This is a genomic window from Arthrobacter sp. NicSoilC5 (assembly GCF_019977395.1).
Taxonomy (GTDB): Bacteria; Actinomycetota; Actinomycetes; order Actinomycetales; family Micrococcaceae; genus Arthrobacter.
This window is the reverse complement of record NZ_AP024660.1, coordinates 2,226,149-2,249,735: the sequence shown is the minus strand read 5'-3', so window position 1 is coordinate 2,249,735 and position 23,587 is coordinate 2,226,149. Positions and strand designations below refer to the sequence as shown.

The 23,587-nt window shown below is 65.0% G+C and carries 20 protein-coding genes and 1 tRNA gene; 12 read left to right on the top strand and 9 right to left on the bottom strand.

What is annotated here, in order from left to right:
- Window positions 1-82: 82 nt before the first annotated feature.
- Window positions 83-1,669 (bottom strand): molybdopterin-dependent oxidoreductase, encoded by a 1,587-nt coding sequence (locus tag LDO22_RS10540; RefSeq protein WP_224027040.1) that lies wholly within the window; start codon window positions 1,667-1,669, stop codon window positions 83-85.
- Window positions 1,670-1,764: 95 nt separating this feature from the next.
- On the opposite strand from LDO22_RS10540, the gene purD reads away from it, so the two are divergent.
- The gene (purD, locus tag LDO22_RS10535; RefSeq protein WP_159635163.1) at window positions 1,765-3,081 is read left to right on the top strand and encodes a phosphoribosylamine--glycine ligase; all 1,317 of its coding nucleotides are present in this window, start codon (window positions 1,765-1,767) and stop codon (window positions 3,079-3,081) included.
- A 1-nt stretch (window position 3,082) separates the two neighbouring features.
- Window positions 3,083-4,018: a phosphoribosylaminoimidazolesuccinocarboxamide synthase gene (locus tag LDO22_RS10530; RefSeq protein WP_224027039.1), complete on the top strand. Its 936-nt coding sequence runs from the start codon at window positions 3,083-3,085 to the stop codon at window positions 4,016-4,018.
- 103 nt (window positions 4,019-4,121) lie between these two features.
- Here the strand turns inward: LDO22_RS10530 and LDO22_RS10525 are convergent, their stop codons facing one another.
- On the bottom strand, window positions 4,122-5,387 hold the full coding sequence (locus LDO22_RS10525; protein ID WP_159630680.1) for a helix-turn-helix transcriptional regulator: 1,266 nt from the start codon (window positions 5,385-5,387) through the stop codon (window positions 4,122-4,124).
- A 127-nt stretch (window positions 5,388-5,514) separates the two neighbouring features.
- Here LDO22_RS10525 and LDO22_RS10520 point away from each other — a divergent pair, with 127 nt between their 5' ends.
- On the top strand, window positions 5,515-5,745 hold the full coding sequence (locus tag LDO22_RS10520) for a hypothetical protein (protein WP_159630682.1): 231 nt from the start codon (window positions 5,515-5,517) through the stop codon (window positions 5,743-5,745).
- Window positions 5,746-5,898: 153 nt separating this feature from the next.
- On the opposite strand, the gene LDO22_RS10515 is transcribed toward LDO22_RS10520, so the two are convergent.
- The 5 genes from LDO22_RS10515 to LDO22_RS10495 form a co-directional block, all read right to left on the bottom strand.
- Window positions 5,899-5,975 (bottom strand) — tRNA-Pro (locus LDO22_RS10515).
- Window positions 5,976-6,057: 82 nt separating this feature from the next.
- Window positions 6,058-7,884 (bottom strand): ABC transporter ATP-binding protein, encoded by a 1,827-nt coding sequence (locus LDO22_RS10510; protein ID WP_159630684.1) that lies wholly within the window; start codon window positions 7,882-7,884, stop codon window positions 6,058-6,060.
- Entirely contained in the window at window positions 7,881-9,689 is a 1,809-nt protein-coding gene (locus LDO22_RS10505) for an ABC transporter ATP-binding protein (RefSeq protein WP_224027038.1), read from the bottom strand. The genes LDO22_RS10510 and LDO22_RS10505 overlap by 4 nt, the downstream gene beginning before the upstream one ends.
- A 132-nt stretch (window positions 9,690-9,821) precedes the next feature.
- On the bottom strand, window positions 9,822-10,766 hold the full coding sequence (locus LDO22_RS10500; RefSeq protein ID WP_159630688.1) for a metallophosphoesterase: 945 nt from the start codon (window positions 10,764-10,766) through the stop codon (window positions 9,822-9,824).
- 6 nt (window positions 10,767-10,772) lie between these two features.
- Window positions 10,773-13,097 carry a transglycosylase domain-containing protein gene (locus tag LDO22_RS10495; RefSeq protein WP_224027037.1) on the bottom strand — a complete coding sequence of 775 codons (2,325 nt, stop codon included), beginning with the start codon at window positions 13,095-13,097 and terminating at the stop codon, window positions 10,773-10,775.
- Between the two features lie 37 nt (window positions 13,098-13,134).
- On the opposite strand from LDO22_RS10495, the gene LDO22_RS10490 reads away from it, so the two are divergent.
- The 8 genes from LDO22_RS10490 to LDO22_RS10455 all read left to right on the top strand — a co-directional run bounded on the left by LDO22_RS10490 (window position 13,135) and on the right by LDO22_RS10455 (window position 20,865).
- Entirely contained in the window at window positions 13,135-13,290 is a 156-nt protein-coding gene (locus tag LDO22_RS10490; protein WP_009359196.1) for a DUF4177 domain-containing protein, read from the top strand.
- Between the two features lies 1 nt (window position 13,291).
- Window positions 13,292-13,825: a RidA family protein gene (locus LDO22_RS10485; RefSeq protein WP_224027036.1), complete on the top strand. Its 534-nt coding sequence runs from the start codon at window positions 13,292-13,294 to the stop codon at window positions 13,823-13,825.
- A 15-nt stretch (window positions 13,826-13,840) separates the two neighbouring features.
- The gene (locus tag LDO22_RS10480) at window positions 13,841-14,752 is read left to right on the top strand and encodes an NUDIX hydrolase (RefSeq protein WP_224027035.1); all 912 of its coding nucleotides are present in this window, start codon (window positions 13,841-13,843) and stop codon (window positions 14,750-14,752) included.
- Between the two features lie 62 nt (window positions 14,753-14,814).
- Window positions 14,815-15,816, top strand: coding sequence for a LacI family DNA-binding transcriptional regulator (locus LDO22_RS10475; RefSeq protein ID WP_224027034.1), 1,002 nt, complete (start codon window positions 14,815-14,817; stop codon window positions 15,814-15,816).
- 215 nt (window positions 15,817-16,031) lie between these two features.
- Window positions 16,032-17,366 carry an extracellular solute-binding protein gene (locus LDO22_RS10470; RefSeq protein ID WP_159630696.1) on the top strand — a complete coding sequence of 445 codons (1,335 nt, stop codon included), beginning with the start codon at window positions 16,032-16,034 and terminating at the stop codon, window positions 17,364-17,366.
- 97 nt (window positions 17,367-17,463) lie between these two features.
- Window positions 17,464-18,372 (top strand): sugar ABC transporter permease, encoded by a 909-nt coding sequence (locus LDO22_RS10465; protein WP_159635166.1) that lies wholly within the window; start codon window positions 17,464-17,466, stop codon window positions 18,370-18,372.
- Between the two features lie 2 nt (window positions 18,373-18,374).
- Window positions 18,375-19,271, top strand: a complete 897-nt coding sequence (locus LDO22_RS10460) for a carbohydrate ABC transporter permease (protein ID WP_224027033.1) — start codon at window positions 18,375-18,377, stop codon at window positions 19,269-19,271.
- 55 nt (window positions 19,272-19,326) lie between these two features.
- A complete protein-coding gene (locus tag LDO22_RS10455; RefSeq protein ID WP_224027032.1) occupies window positions 19,327-20,865 on the top strand; it encodes an alpha-N-arabinofuranosidase in 1,539 nt (512 codons plus the stop codon).
- Between the two features lie 58 nt (window positions 20,866-20,923).
- Here the strand turns inward: LDO22_RS10455 and LDO22_RS10450 are convergent, their stop codons facing one another.
- Window positions 20,924-21,601, bottom strand: coding sequence for a Crp/Fnr family transcriptional regulator (locus LDO22_RS10450; protein ID WP_011775987.1), 678 nt, complete (start codon window positions 21,599-21,601; stop codon window positions 20,924-20,926).
- Between the two features lie 196 nt (window positions 21,602-21,797).
- Between LDO22_RS10450 and LDO22_RS10445 the strand changes: the two genes are divergently transcribed.
- Window positions 21,798-22,982 (top strand): MarP family serine protease, encoded by a 1,185-nt coding sequence (locus LDO22_RS10445; protein WP_159630702.1) that lies wholly within the window; start codon window positions 21,798-21,800, stop codon window positions 22,980-22,982.
- A 39-nt stretch (window positions 22,983-23,021) separates the two neighbouring features.
- Here the strand turns inward: LDO22_RS10445 and aroQ are convergent, their stop codons facing one another.
- Complete coding sequence (gene aroQ, locus LDO22_RS10440; protein ID WP_159630704.1) at window positions 23,022-23,486, bottom strand: type II 3-dehydroquinate dehydratase; 465 nt, start codon at window positions 23,484-23,486, stop codon at window positions 23,022-23,024.
- Window positions 23,487-23,587 lie beyond the last annotated feature (101 nt).

Here is a 23,587-nt window from a genome sequence, read left to right as displayed (position 1 = left end):
CTATGGGCCAGCCCCTGCTGAGCCGTGGTCATCTACGCGGGAGTGGCCATCTACTGAACCGTGACCTTCTGCTGAACCGTGGCTACTGAACCGTGACCATTACCGACTGCCAGCCGGAGGCGCCATCGGGAACCGGATCGGCACGCTTGTCCGTCTGGACCTCCCCGGTGCCGTCGGTGGCGCGGACCTTGATGTAGTGCGGGCCCGGCGTGGCATCCCACTCGTAGGACCACTGGCGCCAGGTGACGGTGGAAGCCTCGGTGGAAAGCGTGGCTTCCGCCCAGTCACCGTTGTCGATCTGGATTTCCACCTTGGCGATGCCGCGCGTCTGGGCCCAGGCGGTACCACCCACGGCCACCTTCCCGGCAGGCACTTTGGCGAAGGACTTGGGCACATCCACGCGGGCCATGGTCTTGATGGGACCCCGCTCGGACCAGCCACGCTCGGTCCAGTAGGCCTTGTTGTCCGCGAAACGGGTGACCTCCAGGTCCACCACCCACTTGGTGGCGGAGACGAAGCCGTAGAGCCCGGGAACCACCATCCGCACCGGGTAGCCGTGCTCCAGCGGCAGCGGTTCGCCGTTCATGCCGATAGCCAGCATGGCGTCCCTGTCATCCTGCAGGACCTCCAGGGGAGTGGAGGCGCTGAAACCGTCGATGGATTTTGACAGCACCATGTCCGCACCGTCCTTGGGCTTGGCGCGGGCAAGGACCTCGCGGATGGGAAGTCCCAGCCATTTGGCGTTGCCGGCGAGGTTGCCGCCCACCGGGTTGGACACGCAGGTGAGGGTCACATGGGATTCGATCAGCTGTGCGTCCAGCAGGTCCTTGAAGGTGAGCGTGATCTCCTGCTCCACGAGGCCGTGCACGCGCAGTTGCCAGTCATCAATGTTGATTTCCGGGACGCTCAGGGCCGTATCGATGCGGTAAAAGTCGTTGTTGGGTGTCAGCCACGAGGTGACGCCCGGGACCGGGGACTGGACCCCGGCCGGTACGGGGGACGCCGCCTTTGCCGGCGCCGGCAGCGTTAGCGCTTCGCGTGCCTTGGCGACGTTGCTGCGGGCGGCACCCAGTAGCCTCCCGCCGGTGGCGGCGATACCGGCGGCCACCGCGGTAACCCCGGCAGTGGCAAAGAAGCGCCTGCGGTTGGTGCCCGCACCCTGCTGCGGGGCGTCGTCGTCGTCCGCCTGGTCCGCCGGCGCTTCAGGCCACGTCTTCAGCCCCCACAGCGGCACCATGAGCCGGCGCAGGACCGCCAGGCCGGCAACAGTTCCCAGAATGGACGGGATGGCGTCCGCGCCGCTGACGCCGGAGCGGGTCACCACGCAGGCCACGATCACGGCCCCCATGAACAGGACCCCCAGGACTCCCAGAGCCCACTTCCGGTAGGCCACCACGCCCAGGATGCAGGCCAGCACAGCGATGGTCAGGCCCATGCCCACGAACAGGGCGGCCTTGTCATTGGTCCCAAAGGTGGCGATCGCAAAGTCCTTCATCCACGGCGGGGTGAAGTCGATGAACGTCGAGCCCAAGGCAAACAGGGGCGTTGCCCGGGCGGTGAAGAATGCGCCGATCAGCTCCGCAACGGCAAGTACGACGGCGGCCGCCACCACGCCTGCCAGTGCGGCCAGGGGGGCGGGGCCCGTAATCCGGTTTCGAAGCTTTGTCATGTGTATGGTTCGGAGCGGCGGGCGGCACGGATTGACCGGGCGGGCAAGGACACAGCTTAGGAGCGGAAAGGGTGCACAAAGTACCCTTGGACACTGTGAAGGTACTCGTCATTGGCCCCGGAGGCCGCGAACACGCCATTGTCCGCTCCCTGCTTGCCGACCCCAACGTGTCCGAAGTCCACGCGGCGCCCGGCAATGCCGGGATCAGCAAGCTGGTCCCCACATACAACATCAACGGCAACGATCCCGATGCGGTTGCGGAACTGGCCACCCGGCTCGCCGTGGACCTGGTGGTGGTGGGCCCCGAGGCTCCACTGGCTGCGGGTGTCTCCGACGCCGTTCGTGAAGCCGGTATCCCCGTCTTCGGACCCAGCAAGGCTGCCGCCCAGCTGGAGGCCTCCAAGGCCTTCGCCAAAGAGGTCATGGCGGAGGCCGGCGTCCCCACTGCCATGGCCCTTGTGGCCACCAACGCCGAGGAAGCAGCGTCCGCCCTGGACACCTTTGGTGCCCCGTACGTGGTGAAGGACGACGGCCTGGCTGCCGGCAAGGGCGTAGTGGTCACCAGGAACCGTGACGAAGCCCTGGCCCACGCCCAGTCCTGCTTCGACGCCGGCGGCTCCGTGGTCATCGAGGAATTCCTGGACGGCCCCGAGGTTTCCCTCTTTGTCCTCTGCGACGGCCAGAACACCGTGGCGCTCTCGCCCGCCCAGGATTTTAAGCGCATCTTCGACAACGATGAAGGGCCCAACACCGGCGGCATGGGTGCCTATACCCCGCTCGAGTGGGCCCCCGAGGGCCTGGTGCAGGAAGTCCTCGAACGGGTAGCCCAGCCCACGGTCAATGAAATGGCCCGCCGCGGAACCCCCTTCGTTGGCGTCCTGTTCGTCGGCCTGGCCCTCACCTCCCGTGGTACCCGGGTCATCGAATTCAACGTCCGTTTCGGTGACCCCGAGACGCAGGCGGTCCTCGCCCGGCTCAAGACCCCCCTCGGTGCGCTGCTGATGGCGGCGGCCAAGGGCGAACTGGACAAGGCAGAAGAGCTGCGGTGGGCCAAGGAAACCGCCGTCGCCGTCGTCATTGCCTCCGAGAACTACCCGGACAAGCCCCGCACGGGCGACCGCATCCGCGGGCTCAAGAAGGTGGAAGCCCTGGACGGCGTGCACGTCATCCATGCCGGAACCGCCCTGGACGGGGACGGCAAGGTGGTTTCGGCCGGCGGCCGCGTCCTGGCGGTCGTCGCCCTGGGCAGCGACCTGGTGGAGGCGCGCGAACGGGCGTACGACGGCGTGGAGCTGGTTCAGCTGGAAGGCTCGCAGTTCCGCAGCGACATCGCCCGCAAGGCCGCCCGCGGCGAAATCAAGGTGCCCTACGGCGCTACGGGCTCCATGCCCATCGTGAAAGCAAAGGCCTGACATGACTACTCCCGAGAACCGCGGCTACGCCACCGACACCTTGGACCTGCCCGGCTGGAAGCACATCTATTCCGGCAAGGTCCGCGACCTCTACGAGCCCGCCGACGAAGCCGTCCTTCAGCGGTTCGGGCAGGACTGCGTGCTGGTGGTGGCCAGCGACCGCATCAGCGCCTACGACCACGTGCTGTCCAGCGAAATCCCCGACAAGGGACGCATCCTCACCCAGCTGAGCCTCTGGTGGTTCGACCAGCTGGGCGTTGAACACCACGTGCTCGGCTCCACCGTTGAGGACGGTGTTCCGGCCGAGGTTGAAGGCCGGGCCATGATCTGTAAGAAGCTGGACATGTTCCCGGTGGAGTGCATTGCCCGCGGCTACCTCACCGGTTCCGGTCTTGTGGAATACAAGGCGTCCGGAACGGTGTGCAACATCCCGTTGCCGGAGGGGCTGGTGGACGGATCCCGGCTGGAGCACGCGATCTTCACCCCGTCGGCCAAGGCACTGATCGGCGAGCACGACGAGAACATCACCTACGACGCCGTGGTGGCCCTGGTGGGGGACGACATCGCCGGCCGCCTCAGCGAGCTGACCCTGAAGATCTACACGACGGCGGAAAAGATCGCCCGGGAGCGCGGCATCATCCTGGCGGACACCAAGGTGGAATTCGGGTATGACGCCGTCTCGGGCTCGATCACCCTGGGCGACGAGGTGCTGACCCCCGATTCCTCGCGCTTCTGGGACGCAGCCACCTACAAGCCGGGACAGGCCCAGCCGTCCTACGACAAGCAGTACGTGCGTGACTGGCTGACCTCGGCCGAATCCGGCTGGGACAAGTCATCCGACACCCCGCCGCCGGCCCTTCCGGCAGACGTGGTTGACCGTACCCGCAGCCGGTACGTCGAGGCGTACGAGAAGATCACCGGAAAGACCTTTTCCTAGGACGCAACCAAAAGCCAGGTGAGCCCGCCGTCCGCGGGCTTGCCTGGCTTTTGAGTTAATTGGTCTTTCGGTTGACTGGCCTTCTGGCTTGCGGGCCCTGTGGTCAGCTGGCTTTTGAGGACGCGGCCGCGCGTTTCTGCGCCAGCTTGATTTCAAGGATGGCGTCCAGCGCCTGCTGCACCCGGTCCTGCGCACCGGCTGTAGCGAAGGCCTTCCGGGCTTCTTCCAGATGCACGAGTGCCTCATCGAGTTCTCCGGATGCTTTGAGTGACTTGCCCAGGAGGAGCGAAACTTCACCCGCGGTGTGTTTGGCGAGCTCTGCACGCTCCGCGTGGATTTCGCGGAGTTTTTCGACGGCGGCGACAATGTCCCCCGTCAAATAGAGCCATCGTGCGCGGATGAAGGCGACTTCGAGCTCGTCGCTCTTGGTGCCGCTGACAATGGAGAACGCCAGCTCGGCGCGCTCGATCGCAGCCAGCGTTTCCGGCTCGACGATGCCTGAGGAAAGCCTGACTGCCGCAGACGCCTTGTTGAACCGCGCCCACAACTCGATGTCATTGGCGGGGGAGAGCAGGCGGGCCGCCCGCTCGTGGTGCTTCACGCCCTCGGTGTAGTCGTGGCGCATGAACGCCACATTGCCGACCACCCAAGCGACTTCTCCGGCCAGTTGCGTCATCGCGTCTTCATCGACTTGTCCAAGCAGATCCTGACAGTACTTCCAGGCATCGTCGAGGCGGCCACTTTCGGCCAAGGCACCAATCAGTGCCCTGTATGCGCCGACAGTGATTATTGAGCCCTTGGACAATTGCTGCGCGACCGCTACGGCATCAGTGGCGAGATCGACGGCTGTTGTCAGCTGGCCCTGGCGCTGGTACACCACAGCCAGCATTTGGCGGGCACGCGCCCCCAGCCCCGCGGACTCCCGTGCCATCGGGTGTTCCAGAAGCCTCTCGGTCAACTGCCGGCACTCGAGCAGATCTCCATGTTTCAGCAGGCACTCCGCCTGCATGTAGCTCATGTTCCACCAGGCGCTCGTGTTCCTGCCTTCGAGTGCTATTTGGGCGGCGGAGGCAGCATGACTGGCCGCCAAGGGGTAGTCCCTGAGGTCCCAGGCCTGGCGGGCATACAGGCCCGCGAGAACATATTCAGCGTCGCTGACGGAGATGGGTTGGCTCCACGCTTCCAGGGCCTTCGGCGCCAATTCGAGCCTTCGGGCTAATTCCTCAATGACCTCGGCCGTTGGCTCACGACGCCCGGTTTCGAGTAGGGAGATGTAGCTGGGTGAATAAAGGTCTTTGCCCAGCTCAGCCTGGGTCATGCCCCGCTCGAGCCGCTCCGCCCTGAGCTTTTCCCCGAATCCATTGCCCACGGGACTCCTCCTCTTCCGGACTTCGTGCACGGGGGCTTGACAGCCCCTGTGGAAAACATTTTACAATGTGTGTCAACAAGGACAGTGCTGGCTTTGTAACGAATCCGACTCGTATTGAGGAACTTATATGTTGAAGAAGATTGCAGCGGCAGCCGTTCTGGCTGGTGCCTTGGCATTTTCGGCGGCCGCCCCGGCCGTTCTGGCGGCAGGTTCCCTTGCCGACTCCGAGCATGTAGCTGTAGCCACCGGCAACTGGCCTGATCCTGTTTCCGGCAAGGTGAAGAAAGACAAGAAGAGCACCACCACCACCGACACAAGCTACGTCACCTACACCGGCAACTGGCCTGACCCCGTCTAAATAGCTTCCTCACAAAAGGAGGCGAAGGCGGCCCCGGAGCGACAGCTCCGGGGCCGTTCCTTTTAACTGCCGGTGACACTCGCTGGGGGATTTGCCGTAACCACATCGAGATACAAAAAAGAGGGCCTCCGCAAGGAGACCCTCTTTTCGTTATGGTCGGGATGACAGGATTTGAACCTGCGACCTCTTCGTCCCGAACGAAGCGCGCTACCAAGCTGCGCTACATCCCGATCCGCTGCAAAAGCAACTTTACAAGGATAGCCGATCGAGGGTCCCGATGCGAAATCCGGACGCCGGGCACCCGCGGGAACCCTAAACCAGCGAATCCTTCCACGCCCCGTGCAGGTCAGCGAACCGGCCGCCCCCGCCAATGAGTTCTTCGGGCGTACCGTCCTCCACGATCCTGCCGTCGTGGACCACCAGGACCCGGTCCGCCGTCTCCACTGTGGAAAGGCGGTGGGCGATGATGAGCGCAGTCCTCCGCGCTGCCTCCGTGCCGGCAAGCAGCCTGGCCAGTCCGGCCTGCACCAGGCGTTCGGAGGGGATGTCCAGCGAGGAGGTGGCTTCATCCAGGATCAGCACCGCCGGCCGCGCCAGGAAGGCCCTGGCAAAGCTGATCAGCTGGCGCTGGCCGGAGGAGACCCTGCCGCCGCGCTTGTTGACGTCCGTGTCGTAGCCTTCCGGAAGTTCCAGGATGAACTCGTGTGCTCCCACTGCCTTGGCAGCCTCTTCGATTTCACCGCGTGACGCCTCCGGCCTGCCCAAAGCGATGTTGTCCGCCACGGAGCCGCTGAAGAGGAACGCTTCCTGGGTGACCATGACGATGTTCCGGCGGAGGTCGGACGTGGCCAGGTCCCGGAGATCCACACCATCCAGGGTGAGCGTGCCGGAGGTGACGTCATAGAACCGGGCGATGAGTTTGGCGAGGGTCGATTTCCCGGCACCCGTCTGGCCCACCAGCGCCACGGTCTGCCCGGCGGGGATGTGCAGGTCCAGGGTGGGCACCACCACGGGGCCGTCGCCGTAGCGGAACTCGACGTCGTTGAAGTCGATACGCCCGGTGGCGCTGGGCAGGGCAACCGGGTTTTTGGGCGGCCGGACCGTTGGCACCTCTTCGAGGAGTCCGGAGACCTTCTCCAGGGCTGCCTGCGCGCTCTGGAACGAGTTGTAGAACATGGCCATCTGGTCTACGGGCTGGAAGAACCGCTTGGTGGACAGGATGAGGGCCAGGAGCACGCCCACGGCAAGGCCGCCGTCCAGCACGCGGAACCCGCCGAAGAGCAGGACGACGGCGACGCAGACGTTGCCGATCAGCACCAGGCCGGGCTGGAAGATGCCGTTGAGGTTGATGGAGCGGACGGTCACCAGCCGGTAGTCCTCTGCCAGTTTCCCGTAGCGCTCCGAGTTCTCCTTCTCCTTGCGGAAGGCCTTCACGGCGCGGATGCCGGTCATGGTTTCCACGAAATGCACGATCAGCCGGGCGGAGACCACGCGTGATTCGCGGAAGGCGATCTGCGAGTGCTTCTGGTACCAGCGCGACAGGAAGAACATGGGCACGCCGGCGGCCAGCACCAGCAGCCCGCTCCGCCAGTCCAGCGCAAAGATGGTGGCGGCGGTGAAGGCCATGAACAATATTCCGGAGGCCAGCGAGCTGACGCCCGAGTCAAGGAGCTCCCGCAGCGCCTCCAGGTCAGAGGTCTGGCGTGCGATGATGCGGCCGGAGGTGTACTTTTCGTGGAACTCCAGGCTGAGCCGCTGGGTGTGGCGGAACACGCGGACCCGGAGGTCCAGCAGCATGGCCTGGCTGAGCCGCGCGGTGGAGGTGACGTACAGGGCGGTGAGTCCCGCCGTCGCGACCGCTGCCAGCAGGTAAGCGACTCCGGTGAACACCAGGGGAAGGTTGTTGCCGGCCTGGAGGGCGGGGAGGGCATGGTCGATGCCGAAGGCGATCAGGGCAGGACCCGCCACCCGCGCGGCCTGGGAAAGCACCACCATGGCAATCGTCAGCCAGAACCGTACCCGCACGGGACGGATGAGCGACCCCAGCAAGGCGAGCGACCGGCGTCGTACTGCCCGGCTCTCCGCCTTGGTGAGGTGGGCGTTGTCTTCGTTGGCTGTGCCGAACGATGCGGTTGTCATCGGGTCACTTCCTCAGCCTGGTCCTCAAGTGCCGACAGTTCGGTGTCCAGGTCCCGCGGCTCCCGGTCCAGGCTGGCGATGACGTAGCGGTAGTGCTGGTTGCGGCCCAGCAGTTCGGTGTGCGTTCCCACCGCGGCGATGCGCCCGTTTTCCAGCAGCGCCACACGGTCAGCGAGGGCCACCGTGGACGGCCGGTGGGCCACGATGAGGGTGGTGGTGTCCGCCAAAACCTCCCGGAGGCGTGCCTCGACCAGTTCCTCAGTGTGGACATCCAGGGCGGACAGGGGATCATCCAGCACCAGGACGCGCGGACGGGCGGCGATGGCCCGGGCCAGGGCGATGCGCTGCCGCTGGCCGCCGGACAGGCTCAGGCCCTCCTCGCCGATCAGGGTGTCCACGCCCTGGGGCAGGGAGTAGGCGAAGTGGGCCTGCGCCACGTCGAGGGCCTCGTCCAGGACCTCCTCGGAGCGGACGGGCGCACCGAGCAGGACGTTGTCCCGCACCGAGTTGGAGAAGAGCGTGGTGTCCTCGAACGCCACGCCCACAATCCTGCGCAGTTCCTCCACCTCGAAGTCCCTGATGTCCACGCCGTCGATGCTGATGGCCCCGCTGGTGACGTCGTACAGGCGCGGCACCAGCTGGATCAGCGCACTTTTGCCACTGCCCGTGATGCCAACCAGGGCCATGGTTTCCCCGGGCCTGACGTCGAGGTTGATGTCCTTGAGGATCGGCTTGTCCGGGGCATCCTCGAAAGCGAAGGTGGCGTTGGTGAACTGGAGCGCACCGGCCAGTTCCCCTGGCCGCCGGGGCTCCGCGGGGCTGGTGATGGTGTTCCGGGTGTCCATCACTTCGTAGTGTCGGTCGACGGCGGTCTTGGCGGTAAGTGCCATGGCCAGCAGCATGCCGGAGAACTCCACGGGGGAGGCGATGACTGCCGCAGTGGCGAAGAACGCCACCAGGGAGCCGATGCTCAATTCGCCGCTGGCGCACAGCATGACACCCACCACCAGGCCGGCACCCAGCGCCAGCTCGGGAAGCAAGGTGACCACCAGGGTGAACGTTGCCTGGTGGCGTGCCTTCTCAATCTCTGTCTGCCGCAGTTCCTCAGCCTGCTCGTTAAAGTTTTCCAGGGCTTCGCGGCTCCGCCCAAACGCCTTGAGCACGCGGATGCCGTGGACGGATTCCTCCACCGTGGTGGCAAGGTCGCCGGCCTGGTCCTGGCTGCGCCTGGCAACCTTGCTGAACCGGGTGCGGAACCGGAAGCTGTTGATGATGATGGGAACGGCGGCGGCAAGGAAGATCAGGGCCAGCTGCCAGCTCATTGCGAACATGGCCACGATGCCGATGACCACGGTAAGGGTGGTGACCACCAGCATGATGGCACCGAAGGCCATCCACCGCCGGAGGAAGTTCAGGTCGGTCATGGCCCGGGACAGCAGCTGCCCGGAGCCCCAGCGGTCGTGGAAGGAGACGGTCAGTTCCTGGAGATGGTCATAGAGCGACACCCGCATCCGCGTTTCCACGGTGGTGGCGGGGTTGATCACGAACTGCCGGCGCAGGGCCACCAGTCCCGCCTCGGCGACGCCCAGCACCAGGATGACGCCTGCAGAGGTCCAGACTGCGTCCGCCGAACCCCCGGGCTGCAGGGCAGTGTTGACCAGGACCCGCAGCACCTGGGGGATGGTCAAGGCCACCACGCTGGCCAGGAGTGCGCAGAGGAGGCCGAGCAAAAGCCTGGGGATAATCGGCCGGACGTGCGGATAAAGACGGCTGATGGATCGGAAAAAGGGAGTCTGCTTGGCCATGCCCGCTTCTCAAGCTCTAAAACGAATGTAGTTTCCTCTAGCAACAACCCTAAGCCATGGAGTGAGACGATTCACAGGGATGCCGCGGCCCGCTGGCGGCTTCCCCAGTTATTGCACTCTGTAATGCGAAGGTCAGCTGGGGGAGGTCAGGGTCAGCAGGACGGCTTCCGGCTTGCAGGCAATCCTGACGGGGGCGAAACGTGAGGTGCCGATCCCGCCCGAGACGTTGACCGGCGTCGTGCTTCCGTTGCTTGACCAGTCGTTGAGGCCCTTGGCGCGCCAGGTGGGAATGTCGCAGTTGGCGATGATGGCGCCGTAACCGGGGATGCACAGCTGGCCGCCGTGCGTGTGGCCGGCCAGCAGCAGGTCTGCGCCGTCTTCCGTAAAGTGGTCCAGCACCCGCTGGTACGGCGCATGGATGACCGCAATCCGGAGGTGGTCATTCGAATCCTGGTTGACCGTTCCCCGGGGCCAGCCGGCATACCTTTCCCGCTTCAGGTGCGGATCATCGACGCCGGAGAAATCGAAGCGCATGCCGTTGAGGACAACCGACTGGTGGCGGTTGGTCAGGTCCACCCAGCCACTCATGCCGAACCCCGAACGCAGGCGCGGCCAGTCCAGGGCAACCGGCTTGGGCTTCACCTTGGACGGTCCCAGCAGGTAGGACGCGGGATTCTTCGGGCTGGGTGCGAAGTAGTCGTTGGAACCCGGGACGAAGACGCCGGGGAACCGCAGCAGCGGCTTCAGGGCATCCAGCAGCGGGTCCACAGCCTTGACGTGGCTGAGGTTGTCGCCTGTATTCACCACCAGGTCCGGCCGGAGGTCGGCCAGGGAACCAAGCCAGTCAGCCTTCTTCTTCTGCCCGGGCACGAAGTGGATGTCGCTCAGGTGCAGGATCCGGAAAGGAGCCCTGCCGGGCGGGAGGATGGCCAGGGTTTCCTCGCGGAGGACGAACTGGTTCTTCTCCCACAGGCCATACCCGAAAGCGGCCATTCCAGCCGCTGCCCCGGCTCCGGCAGTGACGGCAAAGCCGCGCCCGATTGAACGGGCGCGGCTTGCCAGGCTATCGATATTCATGCGTGTTTAGCCGTTTCCCTTGCCGTTGCCGTTGCCGTTGTTGCTGGGGGCAGGTACCGGCGCCTGGGTTGCGGGAGCCTGGGGTGCCTGCGTTGAGGGGGCCGGGGCCGGGGCCTGGGTGGCCTGCGGCGCAGTGGTGGCGGGGGTGGTGTTGCGGGTGGTGCCGTTGATCATGTTGCTCGGGGGCGCGGGGAACGGGTTGGTCCCGTACGCCGGAGCGATCTTGGTCATGAAGTTGGAGAACATCGGCCCGGCGATCATGTAACCGTCGATGCCCGGGTAGAACTTGCCGTTGACGGTGATGTTCTGTCCCGCGCGGCTCTGACCGCCCAGGGGGTCACCGAACCAGGCGGCAGTGGCCAGGCCGGTGGTGTGGCCGACAACCCAGGTGGAACCGTTGTTGTTGGAGGTACCGGTCTTGGCGCCGATGGGGAAGCTGGTCTTGGTCGAAAGGCGCGGCCGGATCAGGGAGCCGGAGCCCTGGTTCATGACTTCCTGCAGCGCGTAGTTCACGCCGCGGGCAACCTCGGGCTTGATGGCATCGCGGCAGCTGCTGGACTGCGCCGGGAGCTGCTTGCCGGTGGCGTCCACAACCGAGGTGATGGCGATGGGTTCGCAGTACTTGCCGTCATTCGCAAACGTGGCGAATGCACTGGCCATGGTGAGCGGTGACGTCTGGGTGGAACCGAGCAGGTTGCCCAAGGTCATCATGTCCACCTTGGGGTGCGGTTCGCTGCCGTCTGCCGAGGGCAGTCCGCTGTGCAGGCCCACGGCGTCGACGATCTTCTGGATGCCGCAGAAGTCCAGCTGCGCTGCCGACGCGAACGTCACGGTGTTGATGGAGTTGTAGAGGCCCTCAAGGACGGTGAGCGGGCGGTACCACTGCGGCTCAGCGTTCTGGAGGTCGTCCGCAGCGCCCAAGGACTTCTGCGCCGTGTTGTACGCGCCGTTGACCTTGCCGCAGGTGTTCTTCCACGGGTAGTTGAGCGGATAGACGCGCTGGGCTGCGTTGACCACCGTGTTCATGGTCTTCCCCTCATTGAGCCACTCGGCGAAGGTGAAGGGCTTCATGGTGGATCCGGGCTGGAAACCGCCCACGCCGTTGAGGTCGTTGCCGTCCTTGTCCAGCTTGTCCACATTGAAGTTCAACTGGGAATCAAAGCCCTGGCCGGGCAGGAACGTGGTGTTCTGGGCCATCGAGACGATCTTGCCTGTACCCGGCTGCACAGACACCATCGAGGAGCCCCACTTATCGGGGTTGGCCCCGGTGGCGGCGTTGACCTGTTCCTGGGCCGTGGCCTGGGCGTTGGGGTCAAGGGTGGTGGTGATGGTCAGGCCGCCGCCGTAGATCAGGCGCTGGCGTTCCTTGACGTCCGCTCCGTAGGCCGGGTTGTTCTCCAGCAGGTGCAGGATGTAGTCGCAGAAGTACGGGGCGGAAGCGGCGTAAGCGCAGCCCTGCTTCGGCTGGGTCACCTTGGGCTCCACCGGGGTGGCCACGGCGGCCTGGTACTCCTCCGCGGTGATCTTGTTCTGGTCCTTCATCAGGCCCAGCACCAAGTCACGGCGCTGTTTGGACTTCTCCGGGTTGGTGATCGGATCGAAGGCCGAGGGGCTGTTTACCAGGCCTGCCAGGAGCGCCGCCTGCGGCAGGGTCAGGTCCTTGGCGGTGGTGCTGAAGAAGTAGTGGGACGCCGCTTCAATACCGTAGGCGTCACGGTTGAAGAACACGATGTTCAGGTAGCCCTCAAGGATCTGGTCCTTGGTGAACTCCTTCTCCAGCGCGATGGAGAGCTTCATTTCGCGGAGCTTGTCGCCCACGCCCTTGTTGACGCCGTTGAGCTTGATCTGGTCCTCTTCGCCGGCGGCTGCGAGGTTGGCGTTGAGGACGTTGTTGACGTACTGCTGCGTGATGGTGGACGCACCCTGCTTGTTGCCGCGGGCGGTGGCGACCAGCGCGCGGAGGATGCCGGTGGTGTCCACACCGCCGTGCTCGTAGAACCTGCTGTCCTCCACCGCGATGATGGCGTTCTTCATGTTCGGTGAAATCTGGTCCAGCGGAACCTTTGTGCGGTTCTCCGTGTACACGCTGGCGATCTCGCTGCCGTCGGCAGCCAGGATCCTGGTGGTCTGGCTCGGCGGATCAACCTTCAGTTCCGCCGGAAGGGAATCGAAGAAATCGATGGAACCGCTTGCCGCGCTGCCGGAGACGGCGGCGGCAGGGACCAGCAGGCCCGCCACGAGGACACCGCAAATCGCGCTCACACCAAGGAAAAGAAGGATCTTACCCAGTGTGGTGGCAGTGTCGAATAAGGGGTTGTTGCGAGTCGCCATGTTTTCCACTTTACCGGCAAGGGCTACGCTTTCTCTCATGACCAAATGGGAGTACGCGACGATTCCGCTCATCATCCACGCCACAAAGCAGATCCTGGACCAGTGGGGAGAGGACGGCTGGGAGCTCGTCCAGGTAGTCCCCGGACCTGACGGCAACGGCCTTGTCGCCTACCTCAAGAGGGAGAAGCAGTAGCATGAGCACCCCCGCAGAAGCCCAGTCCAGCGCCGCAACGGCGCCGGCATCCGCCGTCGAACAGCGCCTCGCCGAACTTGGCCTCACCCTTCCCGAGGTTGCCGCGCCGGTAGCCTCCTACGTCCCTGCCGTCGTCTCCGGCAACCACGTCTACACCTCGGGCCAGCTGCCGTTTATTAACGGCAAACTCGAAGCTACGGGCAAGGTGTCCGCCGGTACGGAAGGGTTCGCCGACGAACCCACCGTTTCCCCGGAGGACGCCCAGCGCCACGCGGCTGTCTGCGCGGTCAACGCACTGGCTGCCGTCAAGAGCGTCATCGGGGACCTTGACCGCATCACCCGCATCGTCAAAGTTGTGGGATTCGTCGCCTCGGACCCGACGTTCACGGGCCAGCCCGCGGTTGTCAATGGCGCTTCGGAACTGCTGGGCCGCGTCCTTGGCGACGCCGGGCAGCACGCACGTTCCGCCGTCGGCGTTGCCGTTCTTCCGCTCGACTCTCCCGTAGAGGTCGAGCTGATCGCCGAATTCAGCTAAGACCGGACACTTCCCTTGCCTCACCTCGCACGACGCCTTTTTGCACTGCCCCAGGATCTTGAAGGGGCAGCACAAAGCTGGCTCGAACACGGCGAGCGGACCCCCAGGGCCGCCCGTTACGCATCATCCGTAGTTCTCCTGCGTGATTCCCCCACCGGCCTGGAGACGTGGCTGGGTTACCGGCCCGGCTCCTCGCCGCTGGGGGTCCTCGCGTTTCCCGGTGGGTCCCTCGACCCGTCCGACGACGAGCCCATGGGTTGGCTGGGCCCGTCGCCGCAGCACTGGGCTGAGCAGATGGGAACGGACGACGTCGGGCTGGCGCGGCGCCACGTGGTGGGCGCCATCCGGGAGCTCTTCGAGGAAACAGGCATCCTGCTGGCCGGCCCGGACATGTCCAATACGGTCGAAGCCACCTCAACCTCCGAATGGATGCGTGCACGCGTTGCGGTTGCGGACCAGGAGAAGACCCTGGCCCAGGTGCTGGGCAAGCGCGGGCTCTCCCTGCGCACCGACCTGCTCAAGTCCCTGGTCAACTGGCGCAGCCCCGACTTTGCACACCGCAGGTTCGACACCCGCTACTTTGCGGCCACCCAGCCGCTTGGCCAGGAACCGTCGCTGCTTGAGGGCAAAGGCGTGTGGGGCAGGTGGGTGAACGCCGCGGAGGTGGTTCGGGAGCGGAACACCAGCAAGCTCGGTGACGAGGCAGGCCAGGAGAACACCGTGGGCCGGCCCCTGGGCGAACTGCTTGTGCCGGGTTCCGAGATCATGCTCGAGAAGATGGCGACGGCCAACGGCTGCATCGCGTATCTGAGCTACAAGCGCAAGCCGCACGTGTACCAGCCGGTCCTGGTCGAAGAGGACGGCAGGCTCATGCTTGAAGTCGAAGCGGCCAAGACTGTAGCGGGGGATCACCAGCGCGAGCGCTGATGCTTCGCCGGGCCGGAGTATAAACTCGTCAGCAAAACCACACCGGGAGCAAGGGGGCGCGTTTGCGCGCAACGGTCAAGGACGTCGCGCGCCTCGCCGGGGTTTCGCCAAAGACGGTTTCGAACGTCATGAACGGAATTGTTCCCGTCAGCGGCCCCACCAGGTTCAAGGTGGAGCAGGCCATGGCGGAACTGGATTACGTGCCCAACCTCTCGGCCCGGGGATTGCGCAACGGCAGGTCTGGCGTCATTGCCCTGGCATTGCCGGACCTGGCCACGCCGTATTCTGCCGAAATTGCGCACAGCGTGGTGGAAGTAGCCCATGAACAGGGCTGGAGCGTGCAGATCGAGGAGACGGGATCCGATCCCACCCGCGAGTACGAATTGATGTCCCGCGCGCGCTCCAACCTGATAGACGGGTTGATCCTCAACCCCGTGGTGCTGGACGAGAGTGCCGTCAAAGTGGGCGTCGCCCTGCCCCCCGTGGTCCTGCTTGGGGAAGTGTCCCAGAAGCTGGCCGACCGTGTGTGGGTGGACAGCGTCGCCGCCGCCCGTGACATGACACTGGCGCTCGGCAGGACGGGCAGGCGGCGTATCGCGGTCCTGGGCGCCGCCGAGGGCAGGGGCTCCGCGGCAGCCGTCCTCCGCACCCGCGGGTACCAGGCCGCGCTTGGCGAACTCGGCATCCCCTGGGACGACTCGTTGATCATCCCGTGCGAAAAGTGGAGCCCGGATACGGCAGCCCATGCTCTTTCCGCCTACCTTGACGCGCACCCGGTGCCCGAGGCGCTGTTCTGTTTCACCGATTCCATGGCGATCGGTGCCCTGAGCGTGTTGTGGAAGCGCGGCCTTCGGGTTCCCGACGATGTGGCCGTTGCGGGTTTCGACGACATCGCGGATGCGAAGTACGCGGTGCCGTCACTGACCACCGTCTCGTTCGACAAGCGCAGGGTGGCCAGCGAGGCCCTGCGGCTCCTCACCGAACGCATGCAGGACCGCGAGGGCCCGCAGCGGGTGGTGGCCGTCGATTACGAAGTCGTGGAGCGGGAAAGCACCTCTTCCTAGGCCCTGCACGCAGCGCCGGCCACTGGCGTGGCGTCGAAGCGAGACAGCGGAATCACTTTGCGAACGCTAACAATTTTCGTTGCGGGACACATTACATCGATGTAATGTGAGGCGTGCGTCACACCGGAGCTTGCGGGACTGCGATGAGGGACACCCGGCAGCAACGGTTGTGGCAACGGAATGACTTTCAGCGGACCCATCCAAAGGAGTGACGGGTGAAGCAGTTTGATTTTTTCGACGACAGGCAACTGTCCAGGCGCCGGCTGTTGTCCGGAAGCGCAGCGTTGGGAAGCGTGTTCGCCGCGGCGGCCTTGTCCGGGTGCGGCGGAAATGCCTCCGCCGCGGCCCCCAGGGACATCCAGTTCTGGCATCTCCTGTCCGGTGGCGACGGCATCAAGATGCAGAACATGATCAGCAAGGTGAACGACGCCAACCCCGCGTTCAAGGTGCACCCGACAGTTCTTGCCTGGGGGCCGCCGTACTACACCAAGCTGGCCATGGCATCGGCCGGCGGCCGTCCGCCGCAGTTGGCCATCATGCATGCCAGCCGCGTTCCCGGCTATGCGCCCGGCGGCCTGATCGACCCATGGGACCTGGACCTGCTGTCAGAGTTCGGCGTCACCAGCCAGAGCTTCGCGCCCAGGATCTGGGACAAGAGCCAGAACAACGGCAAAGTCTTCTCCATCGCCCTGGATTCGCACCCCTTTGTCATGTTCTACAACCGTGACGTGGCGGGAAAGGCAGGACTGCTTGGCAGCAACGGGCAGTTGCAGGAAGCGAAGTCCCCGCAGGAATTCATCAGCATCGCGCGGGAAATGCAGAAAGTGACCCAGGCGCACGGTCTGTCCTTCGGGTACCTCGGCAGCGGGTCACAGATGTGGCGCCTTTTCTACACCCTCTACCGGCAGCACGGGGCAAGCATGGAACTGACCCCCGGCAAGCCAATGGTGGCCGACAACGAGGCCGCCGTTGAGTCCCTGGAATTCATGACCTCTCTGTTCGATGACACCATCGCGGCGCAAAGCGGCGACATCAGCACCGGCATCGCGGAATTCGCCCGCGGGGGATCAGGCATGCTCTTCAGCGGGGTCTGGGAGCTGCCCACCTTCAAGAAGGCAAACCTGCCCGTTGACGCCGCCACCATCCCCACGCTGTTTGGAACGCCGGCCGCCTACGCTGACTCGCATTCCTTCGTGCTTCCCCGGCAGCTGAACGTCGACGACGCCAAGCGCCGCGACGTCTACAAATTCGTCAGCGACATCCTCAAGGGCTCGCTGTCCTGGGCTGAGGCAGGGCATATCCCCGCCTTCCAGCCGGTGGTGCAATCCCAGGCCTACCGCGAACTCACGCCCCAGATCCACTACGCCAACGCCGCAGACATCATCGCCTACGACCCGGAGGCCTGGTTCAGCGGATCGGGCTCCGACTGGCAAACGTACTTTGCGGAGACCGTGCAGAACGTGCTCCTCGGCCGCGACAAGGCAACTGATGGCTGGGATGCCTTCGTGCGGCGCACCAATACCCTGCTTTCCCGTCCCAACCCGGTTTGAACCGCCAAGCGACACAGGAGTCCAAATGAGTTCCGTAGCAACTTCACACAGCAGCGAGGGTCCGGCGGGTTCGCTGCCCGGGCTGTCCCGCCAAAGAATGTCCAGGCAGGCGGGGTCCAGGACCGCCGGGTCCCGTTCCCAGGGAAGCAGGGACAACCTCAACGGCTGGGCCTTCGCCGCACCGTTCCTGGCATTCTTCCTGGTCTTCCTCGTCTGGCCCCTCCTTTACGGGCTGTACATGAGCCTGACCGGCAAGTCCCTTACCGGCGCCAACGACAGCCTGATTGGGCTGGCGAACTACAGCGAAGCCCTCGCCGACTCCGACATGTGGCATTCGCTGGGCAACACCCTCTACTTCACGGTCATCAGCACCGTCCCGCTGGTGGTCGTCGCCCTGGTGATGGCCGCCCTGGTCAATGTCGGACTGCCCGCGCAATGGCTGTGGCGGCTGTCCTACTTTGCCCCGTACCTGCTGGCCTCCACCGTTGTCTCCCTGTTCTTCACCTGGATGTACAACCCCCAGTTGGGCCTGATCAACGACTCGCTGGCCAAAATAGGGCTGCCGAAAGTTGCGTGGCTGAACGACCCCGGCGTCGCGATGTGGGCAATCGTCATCGCCACACTGTGGTGGACGGTGGGCTTCAACTTCCTCCTGTACCTGGCGGCGATGCAGAACATCCCCGCCCAGCATTATGAGGCGGCGTCGCTGGACGGCGCCGGTGCCTGGCGGCAGTTCTTCTCCATCACCCTGCCGCAGCTGGCCCCCACCACCGTGATGATCGTGCTCCTCCAGATCCTGGCCTCGCTGAAGATTTTCGACCAGGTCTACCAAATGACAGCCGGCGGCCCCGGCGGCGCCACCCGGCCCGTGGTGCAGTACATCTTCGAAACCGGCTTTACCGGATACCGCCTGGGCTACTCGGCAGCCATCTCCTACATCTTCTTCGGACTGATCGTGGCTGTCTCGGTCATCCAGTTCCTCATCACCCGCCGCAGGAGTGCATAGCCATGGCAACTGAAACCCTCGCCCGCCCTGTTCCCTCCACGGCCACGCCGTCCGCCGGCGGCAGGAACGGCCGCAGGATGAGCCCCGGCCGCGTTGCGGTCCTGGCAGTCGCCGCCCTGCTGGCCGTCCTCTGGATGGTGCCCTTTGCCTGGGCAACCGTCACCGCTTTCAAGAGCGAAACTGATGCCGCCGCTCCGAAAATCAGCTGGATCCCGCCGTCGGGCTTCACCGCCGATGCGTTCGTCAAGGTGTTCCAGGACGGCAACATCCCGCTCTGGACCTGGAACTCCCTGTACACCTCGGCGGCCATCACAGTGATCACGCTGGTCATTTCCGCGCTGGTGGCCTACGCGCTGTCCCGCATCGACTTCCGGGGCAAGAAGGTCCTGATGACCGTGATCATCGCGTCCATCATCGTTCCCCCGCCGGTCCTGATCATCCCGCTGTTCTACCAAATGGTGGCACTGCACATGATCGATACCTCCTGGGCCATCATCCTGCCGCAGGTCATCCATCCCGCCATGGTGTTCGTGCTCAAGAAGTTCTTCGACCAGATCCCGCGCGAACTCGAAGAAGCCGCGGTCATGGACGGTGCCAGCCGGATGCGGATTTTCCTCCAGGTCATCCTTCCGCTGTCCCGCCCCATCCTCGCGGCCGTGGCAATCTTCGTGTTCATCGGCGCCTGGAACAACTTCCTCTGGCCCTTCATCGCCACCAACGACGGGTCCGTCCTGACCCTCCCCGTGGGGTTGCAGACCATCAAGAGCGCCTACGGCATCCAGTACGCCCAGAACATGGCGTCCGCGTTGCTCGCGGCCCTGCCGCTGATCCTGCTTTTCCTGTTCTTCCAGCGCCAGATCATCAAGGGCGTTGCGACGACGGGACTCGCCGGCACCTGACGCCCACCGTCGCTTTCCACCACCTGCCTGACGTTCAACCAAGGAGATCGTTCTTATGTCCCGCGCCAGAATCACCCTCGACCGCGACTTCACCATCGGCGAAGTGCCCCGGCGCCTTTTTGGCTCCTTCGTGGAGCACATGGGCCGCTGCGTCTATACCGGCATCTACGAACCGGGCCACCCGGAGGCCGACGAAAACGGCTTCCGCCAGGACGTCCTCAAACTCGTCAAGGAGCTTGGCGCCACAGTGGTCCGCTATCCCGGCGGCAACTTCGTCTCCGGCTACGACTGGGAAGACGGAATTGGCCCCCGCGAAGACCGGCCGCGCAGGCTTGACGGGGCCTGGCACACCCTGGAAACCAACGCCTTCGGCCTCCACGAGTTCGTGGACTGGTCCCGCCAGGCCGGTACCGAAATCATGGAAGCCATCAACCTGGGAACCCGGGGAGTGGACGCAGCCCGCGCCATCGTCGAATACGCCAACCACCCGGGCGGCACCCGCCTTTCGGACCTGCGCGCCAAAAACGGCCACAAGGACCCCTTCAACATCAAGCTCTGGTGCCTGGGCAATGAAATGGACGGCCCCTGGCAGATCGGCCACAAGACGGCAGAGGAGTACGGCCGGCTGGCCCAGGAGGCGGCCAAGGCCATGCGGTTCGTTGACCCGGACATCGAACTGGTGGCCTGCGGAAGCTCCAACTCGCGGATGCCCACGTTCGGAGCCTGGGAGCAGACCGTCCTGACCCACGCCTACGACGAAGTCGACTATGTTTCCCTGCACGCCTACTACCAGGAGCACGACGGGGACGTCGGCAGCTTCCTGGCCAGCGCAGTGGACACCGACTACTTCATCGAATCGGTCATTGCCACCGCAGACGCGGTCCGCGCCAAGGGCAAGCACAAGAAGCACATCAACCTGTCCTTCGACGAATGGAACGTCTGGTACCAGCGGGGCCTGGACACGGAGGACCAGCCGCACAACGTGTCCAAGGCCGGCTGGCGTGAGCACCCCCGGGTCATCGAGGACAAGTACAACGTGACGGACGCCGTCGTCGTCGGAACTTTGCTCAACTCGCTGCTCCGGCACGGCGACCGGGTCAAGATCGCCAACCAGGCGCAGCTGGTCAACGTCATCGCCCCCATCTTCAGCGAGGAGAACGGTCCGGCCTGGCGGCAAACGATCTTCCACCCGTTCTCCAGGATGGCGGAACTGGCGAAGGGCCAGATCCTGCGGTTGTCCGTCGACTCCGACAAGTACGCCAATACCCGGTTTGGCGATACGGACCTGGTCGATGTCAGCGCCACCTGGAACGAGGAGACGGGCCGGGTGGCCTTGTTCCTTGCCAACCGCGGCCTCGAGGAGGCAGCGGACGTGGAGGTCAGCCTGCGGGGCTTCGACGCGCAGCGGGTGGTCAGGGCGGAAGTGCTGGAAATCCCTGACGGCGGTGACCGCTTCACCATCAACAACCAGGACAACCAGGACCGCGTGGGCCTGAAGCCGCTGGAGGGTGCCAAGGCAAACGGCTCTGAGCTGCGCCTCAGCCTTCCTGCGTTGTCGTGGGCCGTCGTCGAACTGGACGTGGTGAAAAACTGACTCCCGCAGCTGCGCAACAAAAAAGGCCGCCCCGTGGGGCGGCCTTTTTTGTGTGGTCCTAGCGGGAGCGCTGGCGGAGGCGCTGCATGTCCAGGATCACCACGGCGCGGGCCTCGAGCCGGAGCCAGCCACGCTGGACAAACTCGGCCAGGGCCTTGTTGACGGTTTCGCGGGAGGCGCCCACCAGCTGCGCCAGTTCTTCCTGCGTGAGCTCGTGCGCCACCAGGACGCCGTCGGTGGCCGGGCGGCCGAAGCGGTCGGCAAGGTCCAGCAGGGCCTTGGCCACGCGGCCCGGGACGTCCGAGAAGACGAGGTCCGAGAGGGAGTCGTTGGTGCGGCGCAGGCGGCGGGCCAGGGCCTGCAGCAGCTGGGCCGAGACCTCGGGGCGGGTGCGCAGCAGGGCGTTCAGGCTCTCGTTCTTGAGCCCGGCCAGCCGGGTTTCGGACACCGCGGTGGCGGTGGCGGTGCGGGGGCTGGGATCAAACAGCGCCATCTCGCCGAAGAGCTCGCCGGGGCCGAGGATGGCCAGGAGCGACTCACGGCCGTCCGGGGAGGTGCGGCCGAGCTTCACCTTGCCGGAGACGATGAAGTACAGCTGGTCACCCTGGTCACCTTCGCGGAACACTGATGCGCCGCGGGAAAGGTCCACCTCGGTGAGTTCGTCCGTCAGCAGCCGGAATGCGTCGTCGTCGAGCGTGGCGAAAAGGGGTGCTCGGCGCAGTACCTCGATGTCCATGAAATCTCCTGAGTAAAAGTATCGGCTGTGGGCGCTTTTGCCATTGTTTCAGAATTTTCAAGGTTCTGTGACGAACTTGGCATGGGAAACGCCCGCAGGCAGCCCGCCGGCGGTCCGCCGGAGGCCGCTGCACCCCACAGAAGATTGTCAGCGTCCGCCACTAGAATGGGGGTTCAACTGTAAATAAGGAGCCTTTGTGGTCGGCCTGACTGTCCTGGACATTGTCCTGATCCTGGCGCTGCTGTCATACCTGGTCTACGGCCTCCGCAATGGGTTCCTGGTCACTGTCGGCGGCCTTGCAGGCTTTGCCGCCGGCGCCATTGCCGCTTTCTTTGCCGTCCCGCTCGTCAGCACCTTTGTTGAGGACTCCGGGTGGAGGCTCACCGCCATCATCGCTGCCGCCGTCGTCCTGATGGCACTGGGGCATGGCCTGGGAACCATGGTGGGGCGCCAACTCCGCGGCGTGGTGCGGATCCGGCCGCTGCGGGCGGTGGACCGGCTGGTGGGCGGGGCGCTGAACCTTGTGGTGTCCGCCCTGGTGATGTCCATGCTGGCATTCAGCGTTAGCTCGCTCGGCGTGCCCGTGGTGTCCCAGCAGCTGGCTGAATCCAAGGTGATCCGCTTCATCGACGGGCTGACGCCCACCCCGGTCAAGGCCACCATGGCGGAGCTGCGGTCCACGGTGATCGGCAACGGCATCCCCACCCTGCTCGAAGGCCTGGACCAGGGCCAGGCCGTCCAGGTGCCCAACACCAGCACCAATACACCCGCGCTCAACAGGGCTGCCCAGTCCGTCCTGAGGATCGCGGGCACGGCCTATGAATGCGGCCAGAACCAGACCGGCAGTGGCTTCGTCGTCTCGGAGGACCGCGTGGTAACCAACGCGCACGTGGTGGCCGGTGTGTCGCAGCCGGTGGTGGAAATGCCCGACGGCGGGGCCATGCCCGGGCGGGTGGTCTACTTCGACACCCGGCGCGACCTTGCAGTCCTGGCCGTGGACAACCTGCCGTCCCAGCCGCTGCAACTGAGCCGCGACCTACCCGGCGGCAGCCAGGCTGCGTTCGCCGGGTACCCGCACGGCGGCCCATTCCAGTCCAAGCCCGCCACCGTCCAGGACATTGCCACCGTCCTGGTCCCGGACATCTACGGCAACAATCCCGCGCCGGAGGACATCTACCGCCTTGCCGGGGACGTCCAGCCGGGCAATTCCGGCGGGCCGCTGCTCACCACCGACGGCCAGGTGGCAGGCGTAATTTTCGCCAAGGCAACCTCGGACGCCGAGGTGGGGTTCGCCATCACCATGAATGACCTGGACCCCGTCGCGGAGCAGGCGCCATCGCTGGCCTCACCCGTGTCCTCCGGGCAGTGCATCCAAAAATAAGGCACTGCATCCAGAAGTAAGGGCACCGCGTCCCTCCGGCTACAGGACCTCTGCCAGGTAGTCGATGGCGAGCTTGTAGCCGAACACTCCAGCGCCCACAATCACTGCCGCGCAAACCGGTGACAGGTAGGAGTGGTGCCGGAATTCCTCCCGCTGGTGCACGTTGGTGATGTGAACCTCGACGGCGGGAAGCTGCACGGCTGCCAGGGCGTCGCGAAGTGCCACGGAGGTGTGCGTGAAGGCGCCCGCGTTCAGGACGATTCCCACGGCGGCGCCCCGGGCTGCGTGGATGGCGTCCAGCAGGACGCCTTCATGGTTGGACTGGACGCACTCCACGGCGAATCCGTGGTTCTTCCCGGCGGCCGCAGCCAGCTGTTCGACGTCGGCAAGGGTGGAGGTGCCGTACTTTTCCGGCTCCCGCGTACCCAGCATGTTCAAGTTGGGGCCATTGATTACGAGGATGGTGCCGCGGCCGGCTTCGACAGTGGAGGAGGCTTCAGTCATGCCTGCAAATCTATCGGTTGGCCATCCCTGCCGCGCATTCTTACGCCGGCATACACCATCGACTGCTGAGTACTTGTCGTTCTGAAGCTCCAAAACGACAA